This window comes from Deinococcus sp. AJ005, from assembly GCF_009017495.1.
GTDB lineage: Bacteria > Deinococcota > Deinococci > Deinococcales > Deinococcaceae > Deinococcus.
This window is the reverse complement of the sequence record NZ_CP044990.1, coordinates 1,584,686-1,600,521: the sequence shown is the minus strand read 5'-3', so window position 1 is coordinate 1,600,521 and position 15,836 is coordinate 1,584,686. Positions and strand designations below refer to the sequence as shown.

Genomic DNA, 15,836 nt, shown 5'->3' with positions numbered 1-15,836 from the left:
GCACTCTGCATCTGACCCGGCCCAGACCCAGAAAACCTGATCCGCACCTTTAACGATCCGGCCTGACATTCCGCTGACTTCCCAGTGACCGGGGGCTGACACTCGGGCCGCAGACTCGGGGGCATGAAGAAGACCTTTCTGCTGGGCCTCGCCCTGATTGCCACGACTGCCTCGGCCCAGAGCCTGACCGGGGCGGGCGCGAGCTTTCCGTACCCGCTGTACAGCAAGATGTTCGCCGAATACAAGAAAGATAAGGGCGTGAGCGTCAACTACCAGAGCGTGGGCAGCGGCAGCGGCCAGAAGCAGATCATCGAGCGCACCGTGGACTTCGCGGGGTCCGATAACCCCATGAGCGACGAGACCCTGAAGACGGCCCCGGCCAAGCTGCTGCACATCCCCACGGCCATCGGCGCAGTGGTGCCCTCCTATAACCTGCCCGGCGTGACCGCGCCGCTGAAGTTCACGGGCAAGGTACTGGCCGACATCTACCTGGGCAAGATAAAGCTGTGGAACGACAAGGCGATTGCCGCCCTGAATCCCGGTGTGACCATTCCCCCGCTGCCGATCACCGTGGCTCGGCGCAGTGATGGCTCTGGCACCACCTTCGTCTTCAGCGATTACCTGAGCAAGGTCAGCAGCGAGTGGAAGACCAAGGTGGGCACCGGCAACAGCCTGGACTGGCCCGTGGGCACCGGGGCCAAGGGCAATGACGGCGTGGCAGGCGTCGTGAAAAGCACACCCGGCGCGCTGGGCTACGTGGAACTGGTGTACGCCAAGCAGAACAAACTACCCTACGGCAGCGTGCAGAACCGCGCGGGCACGTTCATCCTGGCTGACAACGGACCCGCCAGCAAGGCCGCCGAGGGCGTGGTGATTCCCGCCGACACCCGCGTCAGCATCACCAACAGCCCCAATGCCGACGCCTACCCGATTGCCAGCTTTACCTACGTGATCTTTTATCAGGATCAGAAGTACGGCAACCGCACCGAGGCACAGGCGACGGAACTCAAGAAAATGCTGAGCTGGATGACCACCACCGGGCAGCAGTACAACGAACCGCTGGACTACGCCAAGCTGCCCAGCAACGCGGCGAACAAGGCCAAAAGCATCATCAACAGCATGACCTACGGCGGCAAGAAGCTGTAGAAGTCGGTTGTTGGATGTGGGTTATAGGAACAGACAAAACCCAGATTGGCGGGGTGCGGGGAGTTGGTTTTCCCCTGCGCCCCGCTTCTTTTCGAGGCATTCCGAGGGCATCTCGCCCCCCTCTTCCGTTGTTCCTCAACCCACATCCAACACCCCCCAGCTCCCCTGACATCCCGCTGACGCCCCTCCGGTCAACTGCCGACATGCACCCGATTTGTGAGACCCCACAGTCAATGAGAGACGACCATGAGTGACCCCGCCCGCCGCCTGCCCACCCGTGCGTCAATGTCCAGCGGCAGTGACCGCGTGTTTCAGTACCTGATCCTGGCGCTGGCCAGCGTGATCGTGCTGGTGTTCGTGGTCAGCCTGTACCTGCTGGGCAAGGACAGTTGGCCCGCGCTGCAACGCTTTGGCATCGACTTCTTTACCACGCGCACCTGGAATCCAGTCAACGGAACCTTCGGGGCCGCCGCCATGATCACGGGCACGCTGGTGACCAGTTTCGTGGCGCTGATCATCAGCGTGCCGCTGGCGATTGCCAGTGCGCTGTTCGTGGCCGAGTACGCGCCGAAATGGCTGGCAAATCCGGTGGGCTACCTGATCGAGCTGCTGGCCGCTATCCCCAGCGTGGTTTACGGACTGTGGGCGCTGTTCGTAATCGCGCCCGTGCTGGCACGGTGGCAGATCACCTTCTTCAGCCCGGAGTACCCGGAGCGGCTGGCGCTGTACACCAAATGCGCGGGTATCTGGGCCAACGATCAGACCACCCTGCAATGCTTTTTCGTGCCGTCGTCGGGGGCGGGGCGCGGGCTGGCACTGGCGATCATCATTCTGACGGTGATGATCCTGCCGTACACGGCCTCGGTGGCGCGGGACGTGATCCGGCTGGTTCCCGCCGATCAGCGCGAGGCGATGTACGCCCTGGGCGCAACCAAGTGGGAGGTCATCTCGCGGGCCATCCTGCCGTATGCACGGGCCGGGATCATGGGCGGCGTGATTCTGGCGCTGGGGCGGGCGCTGGGCGAGACACTGGCGGTGGCGATGGTGATCGGGGACAGTCAGGACATCCTAAAAAGCCTGTGGGGCAACGCCAGCACGATGGCCTCGGTGATCGCCAACCAGTTCGGGGACGCACAGGAACTGCTGCACCGCTCCAGCGTCGTGACCCTGGGTTTCATCCTGTTCTTCGTCAGCGTGGCCGTTAACCTGCTGGCCCGCGTGCTGATCGGGCGACTGACGCCCAAGGGTGTCAAATGATGGGCGTCGCCACCTCTGCCCGCCCGAAGGCCAAAGCTGGCCTCAGCACGGCGCGCAAGGCACAGAACATGTTCATGGGGAGCCTGATCCTGCTGGCCACCCTGCTGGTGGTTGCGCCGCTGATCCTGATCTTCGTTTACCTGATCCGCGAGGGAATTGGCGCGATCAATCTCGATTTCTTTACCAAAGTGCCTGCCCCCGAAGGCGAGACGGGCGGCGGCCTGCTGAACGCCATCACCGGAAGTCTGATCATGCTGGCGATGGCCTCGGTCTTTGGCGTGCTGATCGGGCTGGCCGGGGGCATCTTTCTGGCCGAGTACCCGCGCCATCCACTGATGCCCGGCATCCGCCTCGTCAGCGACGTGCTGGCGGGCATCCCGGCCATCGTGATGGGACTGGTGGCCTACGGGCTGATCGTGCTGAACTTCGGCTTCTCGGGCTTTGCCGGGGCGCTGGCGCTGGGCTTCCTGATGATCCCGATTGTCGTGCGGACCACCGAGGAAGTGCTGAAACTGGTGCCGCAGACGGTGCGCGAGGCGGGCCTGAGCCTGGGCCTGCCGCAGTGGCTGGTCACGCTGCGGATCGTGCTGCCCGCTGCCGCCGGGGGCATTATTACTGGCGTGATGCTGGCGCTGGCCCGTGTGGCAGGCGAGGCAGCCCCGCTAATCTTCACCGCGTTCGGCAACCCCAACGTCAACTTTGACCCCAGCAAGCCCATGAGCGCCCTGCCGCTGGAAATCTACCGGGGCGCAACGAGTGCCTACGACGAGAACCAGCGCATGGCCAAAGCCGGGGCGCTACTGCTGATCGTGCTGATCTTTGTCACGAGTCTGCTGGCGCGGCGTTTCAGTAGGAAGGTCTAAGGGTCAAGAGTCGAAGGGTCTAAGGCAGAAACAAGACCCGACGACGCGCTCTTTCTCTTTTCCTTAGACCCTTTGACCCTTAGACCACTCCGAAGGAGTTCCCATGACCCCCATTCTCAGTGCCAAGAACGTCAATATCTTCTACGGCGACAAGCAGGCCGTGCAGAACGTGAATCTAGACGTGCAGCCCGGCACTGTCAATGCCCTGATCGGCCCCAGCGGCTGCGGCAAGACCACCTTCCTGCGGGCCATTAACCGCATGCATGACCTGACGCCGGGCGCGCGGGTCAGCGGGCAGATTCTGCTGGACGGCGAGAACATCTACGCGCCGGGTGTCGATCCCGTCGCCATGCGCCGCCGCGTGGGCATGGTCTTTCAGAAACCCAACCCCTTTCCCACCATGAGCGTGTTCGACAACGTGGTGGCGGGCCTCAAGCTGGCGGGGATGCGGAACAAGGACCAGTTGATGGCCGTGGCCGAGCGCAGCCTCAAGGGCGCGGCGCTATGGGAGGAAGTCTGCGAACGGTTGAATACTCCGGCCACTGGGCTATCGGGCGGGCAGCAGCAGCGGCTCTGCATCGCCCGCGCGCTGGCGGTAGACCCCGAGATTTTATTGATGGACGAGCCGACGAGCGCCCTCGATCCGTCCAGCACGGCCAAGATCGAGGAACTGATGACCGATCTGAAGAAGGTCACCACCATCATCATCGTGACGCACAACATGCACCAGGCCGCGCGGGTCAGCGACACCACCTCGTTTTTTCTGGTGGGCGATCTGGTGGAACACGGCCCCACCGATCAACTGTTCCAGTCGCCGCGCGACGAACGCACCGAGGCGTACGTGACCGGGCGTTTCGGCTGAGGGGATAAAGTTGGCGTCCGGCTTTCTTGACCGCCGCATCACACGGAGGCGCGATACTGGCCCCATGAGCGTGCAACCCTTCCCCCAGCGCCCGACTCCGGGCGGCGCGGCCAGCGTGGAACGGGTCACGGCCCGTTTTCTGCGAATGCTGAGTATCACGCTGGAGCAACTGGAGGCCGTGCGCGACGCCGACGCCCGCTCCGAATTCTCTGGCCTGGGTGCCCGCGCCGGGGTGCTGGAGCAGGAAACCAACGAACTGGAACGCGAGATCGAGGACGCCTGCCTGAGCGCCTTTGCCGCGCCCCTGAGCGCCGGGGAACTGGCCTTTCATCTGGTGGTGTTCCGCAGCCTGACCAATCTGGAGCGGGTGGGCGACTACGCGCTGAAACTGGCCTGTGACCTGGAACATTTTGCCCCACGCGCCCGCAGCGCTACCTTGCAGGATGTGCTGCCGCTGGTCCGGTTGCTGTCGCGGATGCTGGAGCGGCTGGCCTACGCCTTCGCCGAGCGTGACTTGGGCGCAGCGAGAGAAGTCATGCGCCTGGATTACGAGCAGGTGGACGCCCTGTACGAGCAGATGCAGCGCGCCAGCCTGACCCGCCTGCTGGAACGCCCCGAGGACACCGAGGTGGCCCTGACCGCCGGGCAGATCGCCCGCAATCTGGAGCGGCTGGGAGACCATCTGGTCAACGTGGCCGAGCGGCTGGAAGCGCTGGTGCTGGGCCGGGTGGCGAGCCAATGACCCAGGTTGTGACCGTCCGCCCTGCGCACGCCGACGACGCCGCATTCGCTGTCCCACTGATTCAGGAGACCATCGGCCACATCGGCTTAGCCCTCACTGGCGCAGTCACTGAAGCCGAGGCCGAGGGGGTGATACTGGAGTTCTTCGCGCGCTCTGGCAACCGCCTCAGCTTTCAGAACGTGTGGATTGCTCAGCGCTCCGGCGAGGCGCTGGGCCTGCTGCTGGGGTACGCAGGGGCCAACTCCGGGGCGCTGGACGAGCCGTTCCGCGAACATTTACGTGGACGTGGGTTGCCCACCGACATCGTTTCCGAGGGCCTGCCCGGCGAATGGTATCTGGATACACTGGCCGTCACGGAGGCGGCGCGTGGGCACGGCGTCGGGGCGCGGCTGTTGCGGGAAGCCGCCACACAAGCCTCGGCCAATGGCCTGGAACGCGTGGGCCTGCTGGTGGAACACGGCAACCGCGCCGCCCGGCTCTACGAGTGTGAGGGATTTAAGGTGGCCGGAGAGAGGACACTGGGCGGTCACGTCTATAACCACATGATCCGCCCGGCTCAAAACACCGCTCAGTAAATGTGAAAATCCTTCAGGCCCGTCTCCTCGCTGGTCTGGGTCTGGACATCGCGCACGCGGGCGTGGGGCGGGCCGCGCCGCAGCCAGTGCAGCAGGCGCGACAGATCGGCCTCATGGCCCTCTGCGACGACCTCCACCCGGCCATCGGTCAGGTTCTCGGCATAACCCTGCAACTTCAGATCACGGGCATATCTCTGGACGTACAGGCGGTATCCAACCCCCTGAACGTGGCCGATCACAAGGGCAGTCAGACGCATGGGGTCCAGAGTAACGCCCGGAGTGCAGGCAGAGGGTGGGAATCTGACGGTCCGGTGAGGCTGCGGGCTGCCAACTCACGCGCTGGCCGTTAGAATACCGGCAATGCGCGCGGTCCCGGAACAATGCAGGAGCAACAGGACCGGGCGCGGCGTGGGGAGCGCGTGACCGACGATCCGGCGGCCCAGCGCGTTTCCACCGCATCGGAACTGAAAAAATCGCCCCGCACCCCGGCCCAGCGGCGGCGCTGGCCGTGGGCGCTGCTGGGCGTGGTGGCCGTGCTGGCGCTGATCATCGTCTTCTCCCCCACCCTGTTCGGCGGCTGGCTGCTGGCACGCTACGGCCCGGAACTGGGTGTCAGCGCACAGCGGGTCAGCGGACCGATCTGGTCCCCCCGGCTGGAAGGCGTGACCGTGCGGCAGCCCGGCGTGGAGGCGCAGGTGGGGCAAGCGGGCGTAACTGTGGAGGCATTCAATCCCTTCAACAAAACGCTTCGGCTGGGTGCGAGTGTCCGGGACACCACCGTGAACCTGAATGCCGACGAGCTGATCAAAAGTCTGGAAAACGCAGGCAAGGGCGACAAGACGGGCAGCGGCTGGAAGGTCTCGCTGGGCGAGCTGAATGTGCAGAACATCCGCCTGAACGTGGACGGCAAAAAAGGCGAGATTCCCGACGCGCAACTCCAGATCAAGCCACGCCAGGATGGAGGGCTGAGTGTGACGGGCCGCACGCCGCAGGGCGAGTTGAACGCCGAGGTAACACTGGGCGAAAACAATGTGGTCACCGCCGATCTGGACGCGGACGCACGGGTCCTGAACTTTTACTGGCCGGGAGTGACAGCGGGGCGCATTAGCGGAAAATACGTGCTGAACGACGGCCCAGTGCGTGGCGATCTCAGGATCAGCGACGCCGCCGTGCGCGTGCCGGAGGCGAAGTTCGTGACCGTGACGGGCATTGGCGGGACGGTTATCCAGCGCGGCGACGACATCGATCTGAAGCTGAGTGGGCAGGGCTGGAACGGCCCGATCAAGGCCACAGGCAATGTGAACCTGAAAGCGAAAAACTGGACCGTCACGGCGGACGCCTCGCCCACCGTCTCCGGGCTGGCGCGGGCGCTGGGCACCACGGGCGAGGGCGCACTGAACTTGCGCGTCACGGCGGGCGGCTGGCAGGACGTGCAGGTGTCGGCGCAGGTGGGGGGCGCGGGTAAGCTATCGGGCGTCGCCTTCAGCAATGTGCAGGCCAGCTACGCCTTCATGCATGCCGCCGGGGAAAAAGCCCCGCAGAACAATGACCTGACATTCAGCGCCGACACCCGGCTGGGCAACTCCTTGCAGAAACTGAGCGGCACCTGGACCCTTGGCCGGCCCGGGCAGGCCGAACTGGTGGGCGCGTTCGGGCAGAAGCCGCTGAACGTGCAGGCCAGCATCGACGCGCAGAACCTGATCACCCTCCGGGGGCAAGGGCTGGGCGGCCCACTGTCGGGCACGTTCGCGTTGAAGGGCGAGCGGCTAAACGCCGTCCTCAATCCCACTTACGGCGCAGCAGAGGCAAAGGTGACCCTGAGCGGCAAGCCCAGCGACATGCGGGCCGTGGTCACGGGTGGCACGGCGGGACCGTTCGCGCTGGCAGGCACGGCGCGGCTGAATAAACAGGGATTGAAGGCGGACCTGGGAACCGTAAAGCTCGATCTGGACCCGAAATTTCGCGGGAGCTGGAGCGCCAGCAATCTGCAAGGCGCAGGACTGACGCTTTCCGGCGCGGGGCAACTCGATCTGGAAGCCGGGGACGTGACCGGCAACCTGACGGCGCAGGTGCCCGGACTGGTGCAGACCCTCAGTGGGCCGCTGGACGTGAATTATCTGCGCCAAAGTGGCACCTTTACTTCGGGCCAGCAGGTGCTGCGCTGGAACGGCGATTCCTTCCCGATCACGGCGCGGGGGCTGGAAGTCCTGGGCGGCCTGAAGGTCAGCGGCGACGTGACCGTGACCAACACCCTCAAGGCGTTCGGCACGCTGACGGTGCGCGGAAACGGCTTTGACCTGACCGCCACCGGACGCGGCAGCCGTGCCAGCCTGAGCGGCACGGTGAATGGGAGCGCGGCAAACGGCGTGACCGTGCTGGCCGACACCAGCCTGAGTGCGCCCTACGACACCACCGCCCGCATCCAGGGGGCCGACATCGCGGGCAACCTCAGCCTGACGGATACGGGCGGTGTGCGCTTCGATCTGACCACGGCGGGGCAGACCGCGCGGGGCATGATCGACGGACAGAACGTGAACGCCAGCGGGCGCGTGAACCTTGCCGCGCTGCGTCCACTGGTGAATCTGCCGGACCTCTCGGGCACACTGGACCTGAATCTGGCCGGGCGGGGCGGCACAGCAACCGTGAACGCCGGCGTGGCGGGCGCGGACGTGGCGGGGACAGTGACCCGCACAGACGGAGCATTGACGGCTGATCTGAAGGCCAATTACGCCGGGGCCACCGCCCGCGTCAGCGGTCAGGTCTATCCGCAGGTGGGCGTCAGCGGCACGGTGTCGGCGCAGGGCCAAACGTTAAACGCGGCGGTCAATGGTCCTTACGACGCGTTGCAGGCGCGGGTTACGGGCCGTAGCGGCGAACTGTCGTTCAGCGGCGTGACCCTGCCCGCACAGGCGGTGGACCTGACCGGAACGCTGACGCCCAAGCTGGCCGTGAATGGCACCTGGGGCGATCTGAACGTCACTTACGACGGCGCAACCGGGCTGGCCCGCGTGACTGGAGCGCAACCGCTGACCGCCTTCGGGCAGGAAGGAAACGTGCAGGGCCGCGCCACCTGGGGACCGGGTAAGAACGGAACGTTCCGTGGCGCAGTGGACGCACGCGGTCAACTGGACCAGTACACGGTGGCCCTGAGCGGCCCCTGGAGCGATCTGAACGTGCTGCTGACAGACCGCGAGGGCCTCAGCGCACGCGGCACCGCCTCGCTGCCGGAAGGGCGGTATGACGTGCAGGTGCGCGGCCCCATCGCGGGCGGGCTGTTCGTGGAGGGCAACGTCACCGGGCGCGGCACCGAGCCACGCGGGCGAATCAACGTGCGGGACGCTGGGGGCGGCGCGGCCACCTTGGACCTGCGCGGCTTCTCGGACTTCGATGTGCAGGCACGCGGGCTGACGCTGGCTGGGCAGAAGCTGGTGGGCGATCTGAAGGCACGCGGAGGCGTCCTCAGCGGCACCTTGCAGGCCGGACCCTTTACCGTCAACGCACAGAACGGACGCATCAGCGCCAAAGGCGAGATTGCCGGGCAGACGGTCAGCGCCACCGGACGCCTGACCCTTCCGGCGACGGTGGAGGACCTGAAGCTGAAGGTCAGCGGGCCGTACTTCAGCGCGACGGCGGGGGGCGGCGTGGCCGATCTGCGCGGCACGGTCAACGTGAAAGCACAGCGTTTTGGCACGGCACCGCTGACCGTGAGTGTTCCAGCGCAGAGCTTTCCGCTGACGGCTTCACTGACCGGGGCGCGGGCGACGGTGGGTGGACTGACGTATACGGGCGGCCAGTGGAGCGGCAGTTTGCAGGCGAAATATGCGCTGTCCGGCACTCCTGGCACGGTCAAGCTGCTGGGCGCGGGCCAGACCCTGGCGGCGCTGCCATTCGGGCCGCTGACGGGCCGGGTAGAGGTGCTGCCGAAGGTGAGAGGCGGGGTCACAACCGCCCTCGCGCCCGCCCTACCCCTGCTGCCTGAAACCCTACGCGCCGAGGTGGTGCCGGGCCGCCTGACCGCGCAACTGACAGCCACAGGAGCCACCCTGACCAGCACGGGCACGCGGTATCTGAACCAACCGCTGACCCTGAATGCCCGCGTGAACTGGAAGGACACCCTGAGCGCGTCCGGCACGCTGCGGCATCCGTGGGCGCGGCTGCCGTTCGCCTACAACGGGCGGGACCTGAGCATCCAGGGGGCCACGCTGGACGCCCGCGCGCTGGGGCCGGTGCTGAGCGGTCAACTGGCAGACCTGACGGGCCGGGCCAGCCTCGATCTGACCGTGCCTGGGCTGGACTTCGAACAGGCCAGCGGTCAGGCGCGCGTGAATCTGAGGGCAGCGGGACAGCGCGCGGCGGGCAGCGTGTCTCTGGCGAAGGGGCAACTGGGCGCGGATCTGAACAGCACTCTGGCGGGCCTTAACGTGGGCGTGCGCGGGTCGCTGTACCCACAGGCCGACGCGCGGCTGACGCTGGACGGCCTGAACGCCACCCTGCGCGGCAACGCGGAAAACACGCTGACCTTGCAGTTAACGGGCCAGTACGCTGAACGTGGGGTGGACGTGACAGCGACGGCCACAGGACTCACGAAGGGCACGGCCAGCGTCCAGCTCGGCGGCACGGTGGCAGGGGCGGCGCTGAATCTGGCCGTCAATCAGGGTGCGGGCACGGGTCTGGCGGCCTGGAAAACGGCGGGCAGCGTCAGCGTTCCCGACCTGGGGACCGTGTTGCTCTCGGAGACGGTGGGCAATGTCACGGCAACCCTGGGCGGCACGCTGGCCGATCTGCGACTGGATACGGCGGGCACACTATCTGTGGGAACTGGGGCGGGCGTGAAGTTCCAGGCCCCAGCCTCCTACCGTGACGGTGTGCTGCGCCTGCAAGGGGCCACGGCCACATTGCCGCAGGGAACTGTGCGGGCCAGCGGACCCGTCTTTCCAGAACTGAAGCTGAGCGCGAAAGCCAGGGTGACGGATCTGCTGCCGGGCAACTACACGGCGCGGATCACGGGCGCGTACAGCAAGCCAGACGTGAACGTTCAGGGCGCGCTGAGTGAAGGGGTTGCGGGTCTCCAGGCCCAGGGAACGCGCCTGACCGCCCGCCTGCTGGGCCAGGACTGGAAGGTGGGCCTGAGCGGCGAGAAGCTGGCCGGAACCCTGCGCGGCCAACTGGGAACGAACGCGCTGGGCGGTCTGGCCAACGCCGATCTGAGTGTCAACGCCGCGTATATGGGGGGCAGTCCCGACGCGCCCATCAATGTGCGCCTGAACGGCAACCCCGGCTGGAACGCCCGAACCGGCTGGAGCGGCACCCTGCGCGTGGCGGGCGACATTCCAGGTGGGCCACTGGACGCGGTGCTGGACGGGAACGGGGCGTTGAAGGTGGCCGCACTCGTGGGAACGGGCAACACCCAGGCCCGCCTGACCGGCAGCCTGCCCGCCGACTTGGCCTTCAAACCCGGCGGCACGCTGGATCTGCTGGCCTTTGACGTAGGGGCACTGTGGGGCCGCCCGGAGCAACTGCGCGTCAGCGGAGCCGTGAATGTGGGTGGCGCGTCGTGGACCGCTCCCGAGGCCGCCTTCGCCGGGAAACTGGCCGACAGCGGCAATGAGCTGACGGGCGATCTGGGGGCCTCCTACCGCGCCGGGGACCTCAGCGTGCGCCTGAATGGGGCGAAAGTGGCGGGGGGCGGCACGCTGGTAGACGGGCGTTACACGGCCAGCCTGAAAGCCGACACCCTGCGGCTGGCCCGTCTACTGCCGCGTGAGCTGGATGTGGACGCCCTGACCTTCGCGGGCCGCCTTGAGGCGACGGGCACGCTGGCAGAGGGACCTCAAGTGGTGAGCGTGCAGAATCTGGCACTGAAAGGCCAGCAGGAACAGGCCGGGCCGTTCAGCCTGTACGGCAGTGCGAGTTACCGCTGGCGGGCGGGCGGAGCCGATGAACTCAGGACCGCCCTGAGCGGCAGCCTGCGCGGCGGCGTCCTGAAGGCGGACGGGCAGTTGCCAGACGGCGTGCGCGTGACCGTGCGTGGTCTGGGCACCTCATTCCTGAACACCCCGGTCTTGAACGGCGGCACCGTGGGTGCGGACATGACCCTACGCGGCGCGGTGGGCGATCCAGCGCTGGAAGGTTCGGTCACGGCCAGAACCGACGCTTTCGACGCGCTGGCCACCCTCTCCGGGCGGGTGCGCGATCCCCGCGCACTGGCCCGCGTCAATCTTCTCGGCGCGGCGGGCGGCACCCTCTACGCCGACGCGCAGGACCTGAATCTGGATGCAGGCACGGTGCGGGCGAAGCTGTATGGCACGGTCCAGAGCGGCGGCAACACCGCCAAGGTGAATCTGAATGGCGTCTGGCCCCAACTGGCCGGAACCGTGGAAGCGACGCTGGCTGGATTGAAAGAACCACTCGCGCTGAACGCTGATGGACGCGGCTCCTATGTGCTGGACGGCGGCGAGCTGGGCGGCGGTTCAGTCAGGCTTCAGAAGGGTCAGGGCTTCATTCCCAGCCTCAGCGGCAGCCTGAACCTGACGCCTCTGCCCTTGGTGGGCGGCAGCGGGCAACTGAGTGTCGCCGCCACACTGGCCGGGACGCTAAGTGCTCCGATGCTCGCGGCCACCGTGACCTCGCGCAATGCTTCCGCCTACGGGGTGACGCTGGCGGACACGACAGGGCGGCTGGGCGGCACCCTAAATGCGCTGACGGGAACGCTGAATCAGGCGAGCGGGACGGTGGCGACGCTGGACGGCGGCAAGGCGACCCTGAATGGCCTGCGTCTGAACGCGGCGGGCAGCATCCTCCGCGCCAGCGGCACGGCGGGCCTGGATGGGAGCGCGGACCTGAATTTGAGCGCCAGCGGAACCCTGAGCGGCAACCTGAAAGCCGTCTACCGTGCCCGGTCCCTGTCTCTGGCGGGCAACCTGAGCGGGCCGCAGAAACTGGCGGCAGCAGTGGACCTGCGTGCCGATCCGTTTACCGGCTGGCACGGGGGCGTGCGTGTGACGGGCGGTCCATCCCTGGGTGGCAGCGGCGACGTGCTGACTGCCCCGGCGGTAGTGGACGTGTCCGGGCCGCTGGCGCACCCACTGGCACAGGGCACGGCGGGCCTGCTGGGGGCGGGGGCACGCATCGTGGCGTCACAGACTGGCGTGCAGGTGCGGCTGGTGGACGGCCCCGGCGCGACGGCCAATGGCGCGGTAGGCGTGCGTCCAAACGGAGCAGGCGAATGGCGCTGGAACGGCGCGGCCAGTCTGACCCGTCCCGAACTGAGCCTGAGCGTGACCCCCAGCGGCGCACTGGCTGATCCCAACGTCCTCCTGAGCGTGCGGCGGGGCGAGTGGCGGGCCAGTGGCACGGCCACGCTGGAAGGGGCCGATCTGCGCGTCAGCGACGGCGAACGCGACGGCAGCCTGAGCTTCAGGGGTGGGCAGCTCGCCACCAATCTGCCGGGGCTGCAACTGGCAAGGCTGGGGATTCCCAACCTCAACGGCGTACTGACCGCCAGCGGCACGCTGAACACCAACACGCAGAACGGGCAGGTGGCGCTGAAGGTCACGAACTTCACCTCGCCCGCCGAGATTCCGTATCTGGGGCTGCAACTGTCCGGCGAGGCCAGCGCGAACGTGACCCTGCGCGGCGGGCGTACAGGCGTGGCGGCGCAGGTCACGCTGCCCTCTGGCACGCTGCAACTCAATGCCTTGCAGGGCGAGAAGAATTGGACCGGACGCCTCAGCGGCAGCCTGAAGCAGGCAGGCGGCACGTTGAACGTGAATGTCGGACTGGACAGCGGCGGCCTGACTGGGCTGCTGGGCGTCAAAACCTATCCGGTGGATGTGGCGAATCAGAAGCTCACGGTGGACGGCGAGGTTAATCTGAAGGGCCAGAGCTTTGGGGCCGCACTGACCGCCCGCAACGAGGTGGGCGGGGTCAGCGTGGACGCGTCCGGCGGCATCGCCGATCTGCTGCCGCAGACTCCACTGGGCGCACTGGCGCTGCAACCCACTGGCGAGGGCTACAGCGTTAAGGCCGTGCTGGACGATCTGGAGGTCAGCAACCTGAAGATCGCCCCTGATCTGTCGGGACGCCTGAGCGGCAATGCCAACTTGCAGGACGGCGGCGGCACCTTCGTGCTGCGCTCGGAGGGCCTGATGGTGGGGTCCAAAACGCTGCCCGCCCGGCTGGAAGGCACGCTGGCCGGGGGAAGCTGGCGCATCCGGGGGTTCCTGGGCCAGTCGGATTTCACGGCGGGCCTCAACGGCGGCGAGGTCTTCGGGCAGGGCAGCCTGCGGGCGCTACCGGTGGGCGCGCTGGTGGCGGCCTTCACGGGGGCGGCCCCCGGCGAGGGCGTCGTGACCGGGGTGGCCCGCTTCCGTTTCCCGCTGGCCGATCCGCCCTCCGGCAGCCTCAGCGTGGTGGCCGAGCGCATCCGGGTCAGCGCCACCAACGAGACAGGTGAAGCGGCCTCCACCGAGACCCTCACCGGCACCGGCACGCTGGAATACGCGGCGGGGGAACTGCGCGGCCTGAATGTGCAGCTCACGGGGGCGGGCACCTGGGACGTGCGCGGGCAGTACACCCGCCAGAAGGTAGACGTGAACGCCCGCTTCACCAACACCACCTTTACCCCAGTGCTGCGCCTCATTCCCGGCCTGAGCGAGCTGGACCCCAGCCTGCGCGGCAGCCTGACCCTCAGCGCGGCGGGCACCTATGACCGCCCACGCGGGCTGCTGCGCGTGCAGAACGTCAGCGGCAGTGTGGCTGGCCTGAGCCTGGAGATTCCCAACTTCACGGGCGACCTGCCCGACAGCGGCGCGTTCACGGCGAGCGGCACAGTCCTGACGGGCGGCGCGCTGGGAGCCAACGGCAAACTCGACGTCACGGGGCAGCTCACACTGGGCAAGCTGAGCGGCGCGCGGGTGGGCTTTGCGGGTCTGCTGGCCCCGCAGGGATTGGGCGCGCTGCCGAACAGCACAGTGGTGCTGGCGCAGGACGGGGAGGGCTTCACGCTGGACGCCCAGAGCCGCAGCACCAATGCGGCCACCGGGGCGGGCAACCTGCGGCTGAGTGGTCAGGTTTCGCCCACAATCGATCTGACGCTGGCGGCACGCAACTACAACCTGCCGCTGTCGGTGATCTTCGCCCGCGACAGCGCCCTGAACGCCGATCTGCGCGCAGTGGACGATGGCACCCTGATCCGTGTCAGCGGCGCGGCGGACTTCCTGCGCCTGACGCTGGGCCGTGCCGATGCCAAGACCGCCATCCCCACTCCAGGCAAATCCAACGGACAGGCTGTGAACGGCACAGAAAGCGGCCCGAACTCGAGCACAGGGCGCACCACCGACAACTATGTCAGCCCGCTGCCCGAGGTCTACTCCACGTTCCCGGCCCCGGCGATGAACACGGGCGAGGCGGTCCCCCGACCCGCGCGGCCCTTTCTGGAACGGGTGGTCTTTGAAGACATTCCCATCCGCGCTCCTGGCGGCATCCGGGTGGACGAGAGCCTGGCCCGCGCCGAGTTCAGCACGGCGGGCCTGACCCTGTCCGGCAGCGGCGCGCGGCCCCGCATCAGCGGCAGCGTGCGCTCTGAGCGCGGCTTCATCTACCTGCGCGAGAACGAATTCACGCTGGGTGACAGCCGCGTGACCTTCGCCGGAGACAGCCTGCTGCCCGCCTTCAACATCACGGCGACCGGACAGGTACTGGCCGTGACCACCCGCCAGCGCGTGCCCGTGACCCTGAATCTGAGCGGCGAATTTGCGGCACGCGCCGATGGTCAGCCGGCCCTGAACCTGACCACCACCCTGAGCTGCACCGCCCAGAGCGTGGCCTGCAACGGTCCCGACACCGGGCAGGGGTACACCGAGCCGGAACTGTATGCCCTGGTCGCCACGGGCGTGCCCAACCTGACCGCATTGCCCGGCAACATCGGCGCGCTGGGGGCCAGTGCCGTGCAGACCGCCCTGAACGTCTTCGTGCTGGGGGAGCTTGAGCGCACGCTGGCCCGGGCGTTTGGCCTGGACGTATTCCGCCTGACCCCCAACCTGAACGGCGTGGACGGCAGCGTGAACGCGACCCTGACGCTGGGTTCGTACCTGACCCGCGACCTGTACCTGCAATATCAGGTGGATCTGGCGGGCAAGGGCCTGCTGGACGCCACCTACAGCACGCCAGACGACCGCTTCACCTTCCGGGTCAGCACGCCCCTGACCGGGCTGGACCTGGGCAGCCTGCGCCCCAGCTTCAGCGCCGGGTACAACATCAACCCGCGCACCAACCTGAGCATCGGAGTGACGAACGCGGACGTCAGCACCAGGGTCAGATTCGGGGTGACGTACCGGATTGGGGGGAGATAGGGCTTTCCTACCACACGCAAAGAAGAAGGGCCGCCCAGC

General features: G+C 67.2%; 8 protein-coding genes. 7 read left to right on the top strand and 1 reads right to left on the bottom strand.

Annotation, left to right across the window (positions count from 1 at the left end):
• Window positions 1-123 precede the first annotated feature (123 nt).
• The 6 genes from pstS (at window position 124) to DAAJ005_RS09510 (ending at window position 5,445) form a co-directional block, all read left to right on the top strand.
• Window positions 124-1,146: a phosphate ABC transporter substrate-binding protein PstS gene (gene pstS / locus DAAJ005_RS09535; RefSeq protein ID WP_151846914.1), complete on the top strand. Its 1,023-nt coding sequence runs from the start codon at window positions 124-126 to the stop codon at window positions 1,144-1,146.
• Between the two features lie 246 nt (window positions 1,147-1,392).
• Window positions 1,393-2,403 carry a phosphate ABC transporter permease subunit PstC gene (pstC, locus tag DAAJ005_RS09530; protein WP_151846913.1) on the top strand — a complete coding sequence of 337 codons (1,011 nt, stop codon included), beginning with the start codon at window positions 1,393-1,395 and terminating at the stop codon, window positions 2,401-2,403.
• Window positions 2,400-3,266 (top strand): phosphate ABC transporter permease PstA, encoded by an 867-nt coding sequence (gene pstA / locus DAAJ005_RS09525; protein WP_151846912.1) that lies wholly within the window; start codon window positions 2,400-2,402, stop codon window positions 3,264-3,266. Before pstC ends, pstA begins: the two co-directional genes overlap by 4 nt.
• A gap of 103 nt (window positions 3,267-3,369) precedes the next feature.
• The gene (gene pstB, locus DAAJ005_RS09520) at window positions 3,370-4,128 is read left to right on the top strand and encodes a phosphate ABC transporter ATP-binding protein PstB (protein WP_151846911.1); all 759 of its coding nucleotides are present in this window, start codon (window positions 3,370-3,372) and stop codon (window positions 4,126-4,128) included.
• 64 nt (window positions 4,129-4,192) lie between these two features.
• Window positions 4,193-4,870, top strand: a complete 678-nt coding sequence (locus DAAJ005_RS09515) for a phosphate uptake regulator PhoU (RefSeq protein ID WP_226342664.1) — start codon at window positions 4,193-4,195, stop codon at window positions 4,868-4,870.
• Window positions 4,867-5,445: a GNAT family N-acetyltransferase gene (locus DAAJ005_RS09510; RefSeq protein ID WP_151846910.1), complete on the top strand. Its 579-nt coding sequence runs from the start codon at window positions 4,867-4,869 to the stop codon at window positions 5,443-5,445. Before DAAJ005_RS09515 ends, DAAJ005_RS09510 begins: the two co-directional genes overlap by 4 nt.
• On the opposite strand, the gene DAAJ005_RS09505 is transcribed toward DAAJ005_RS09510, so the two are convergent.
• Window positions 5,439-5,702, bottom strand: coding sequence for an acylphosphatase (locus DAAJ005_RS09505; RefSeq protein ID WP_029481445.1), 264 nt, complete (start codon window positions 5,700-5,702; stop codon window positions 5,439-5,441). The two genes, DAAJ005_RS09510 and DAAJ005_RS09505, sit on opposite strands and share 7 nt — an antisense overlap.
• Window positions 5,703-5,825: 123 nt before the next feature.
• On the opposite strand from DAAJ005_RS09505, the gene DAAJ005_RS09500 reads away from it, so the two are divergent.
• Window positions 5,826-15,797, top strand: a complete 9,972-nt coding sequence (locus DAAJ005_RS09500) for a translocation/assembly module TamB domain-containing protein (RefSeq protein ID WP_151846909.1) — start codon at window positions 5,826-5,828, stop codon at window positions 15,795-15,797.
• Window positions 15,798-15,836: the final 39 nt, after the last annotated feature.

Bases quoted from the DNA above. Each gene is read 5' to 3' on its own strand.
- pstS (WP_151846914.1), top strand. From the start codon at position 124: ATGAAGAAGACCTTTCTGCTGGGCCTCGCCCTGATTGCCACGACTGCC.
- pstC (WP_151846913.1), top strand. From the start codon at position 1,393: ATGAGTGACCCCGCCCGCCGCCTGCCCACCCGTGCGTCAATGTCCAGC.
- pstA (WP_151846912.1), top strand. From the start codon at position 2,400: ATGATGGGCGTCGCCACCTCTGCCCGCCCGAAGGCCAAAGCTGGCCTC.
- pstB (WP_151846911.1), top strand. From the start codon at position 3,370: ATGACCCCCATTCTCAGTGCCAAGAACGTCAATATCTTCTACGGCGAC.
- DAAJ005_RS09515 (WP_226342664.1), top strand. From the start codon at position 4,193: ATGAGCGTGCAACCCTTCCCCCAGCGCCCGACTCCGGGCGGCGCGGCC.
- DAAJ005_RS09510 (WP_151846910.1), top strand. From the start codon at position 4,867: ATGACCCAGGTTGTGACCGTCCGCCCTGCGCACGCCGACGACGCCGCA.
- DAAJ005_RS09505 (WP_029481445.1), bottom strand. From the start codon at position 5,702: ATGCGTCTGACTGCCCTTGTGATCGGCCACGTTCAGGGGGTTGGATAC.
- DAAJ005_RS09500 (WP_151846909.1), top strand. From the start codon at position 5,826: ATGCAGGAGCAACAGGACCGGGCGCGGCGTGGGGAGCGCGTGACCGAC.